This is a genomic window from Weeksella sp. HMSC059D05 (assembly GCF_001809725.1).
In the GTDB taxonomy this organism is placed as follows: Bacteria; Bacteroidota; Bacteroidia; order Flavobacteriales; family Weeksellaceae; genus Weeksella; species Weeksella virosa.
The window spans coordinates 1-1,653 of record NZ_KV798543.1; the positions used below are offsets into that span (position 1 = coordinate 1).

General features: G+C 31.9%; 2 protein-coding genes. Both read left to right on the plus strand.

Features of this window, described 5'->3' with window-relative positions:
- The coding region (locus HMPREF2660_RS06355; RefSeq protein WP_221403261.1) for an RHS repeat-associated core domain-containing protein at positions 1-875 on the plus strand (875 nt) is incomplete at its 5' end.
- A gap of 5 nt (positions 876-880) precedes the next feature.
- The gene (locus HMPREF2660_RS06360) at positions 881-1,441 is read left to right on the plus strand and encodes a hypothetical protein (RefSeq protein ID WP_141743562.1); all 561 of its coding nucleotides are present in this window, start codon (positions 881-883) and stop codon (positions 1,439-1,441) included.
- The last annotated feature ends 212 nt before the right edge of the window (positions 1,442-1,653 follow it).

Below are 1,653 nucleotides of genomic sequence, written 5' to 3' on the forward strand. Positions count from 1 at the left end.
CAACGGGTTCGGCTACGTATAATTATAAGTACAACGGCAAGGAGTTGCAGAATGAGTTTGACATCAACTTATACGATTACGGTGCCCGTAACTACGACCCAAGTATTGAGAGATGGATGAACATCGACCCGCTGACGGATAAATATTATGGATGGTCGCCTTATAATTATGCTGTTAATAATCCTAATGTATTTATTGACCCTGACGGAAGAGACATAATTATATTTTACAATTTTAAAGTAAATAAAAAAGGAAAAATAACTGCAGATTCCTTTCAATATAATGGAAAAAATGGCAAGGATGCTCCTAAAAATGATTTCGTTCAAAATGTCATTAAAGCATATAATTTTAACATTGAAAATGGAGGTGGTGAAGCTTTAAAGGAATTAGTAACCAATAACGAATACTCTACAAGTGTTTACGATATGGAATCGGCACTAAACACACAAAAAAATAATCCTTTGGGTAAAAGTTTTGGTGATGGTAGTTTTTATCTTCCTGATTCTGACATATTATACTGGCTTGATTACGGAGGGTTAAATTTTGATGATGGAGGGTATCAGTCTCCAGCAACAGTACTTGAGCATGAAGCAGGGCATGCATTAGAAGCTAATAAAGCTAAGAAGAACGGTACTTATGAACAATACAAAAAAAATAGCAAAACTGGATCCGATAAAGAATACAATACAAAAAACGAAAGATTTGTAATCAATAAATATGAGAATAAGACAGCTCGGGCAAATGGTGAGAGAACTAGGAATCATCATGGAGGAACAGTAATAAGAGTAACATCCCCTGTACAGAGACCTGTTCCATATAGATTACCTGGGGACAATTTACCTGCAGCTTGGAGAAAATACGGTCTAATAAAATAATTTTTATGAGAAAGTGTTTTTTATTATTATTTTTTGCTACAATATTCTTCTCTTGTATAAAAGGAGAACACACAAAATTTTCAGAGATTTTTATCGTATACGAGACTGAAATAATTGATGGAAAAAAGCGAGATTATTGTGGGGATATAGACGAAGCTACTAATGAAGACCTGTACAAAACGGTTGAAATTACTAGTTATGACTATGAGTATATAATCAATGAAACGAATCGTTTAGGCTCAATACAGAAAGATTTTTCAAATGATAGTATACGTTTTAATACGGAATTAACAGCATATATTAAAGAATCTAAAACGTATATCTGTATTTCAAATGAAAATATAATTAAGATTAACGATAATATAGTAAGTTCAATTGGTGATAGTCTAGTTTATGTATTAAAAGCCAAATCAGGATTTTATAATTTTTATGATTCTGTAGATCTCTTTGAGGATGATAAACTAATTCAAAAATATGGATTGCCAAAGAATTATAAACGGAATGAGTCTTCAGATAAATTACTAATAGGATTAGTTCCAGAGAGTATAAAGCTACAAGTAAAATAAATTAATCTTCATGTAAGGGATCAAAGGGCATTCCCTTTGCAAGTAGCAGATGACACCGGTAACGGTTTTCAAAGTAAAAAATTAATTAATAACAAAACCCTGCAAATGCAGGGTTTTGTTATTGTAGTATATGTGTAATATTTTACTGTGCCAATTGTTGAATTTTCTTTTTAGTAATAAAAAGTGTAAGTTCCCCGTTTTTCCAACAGTTC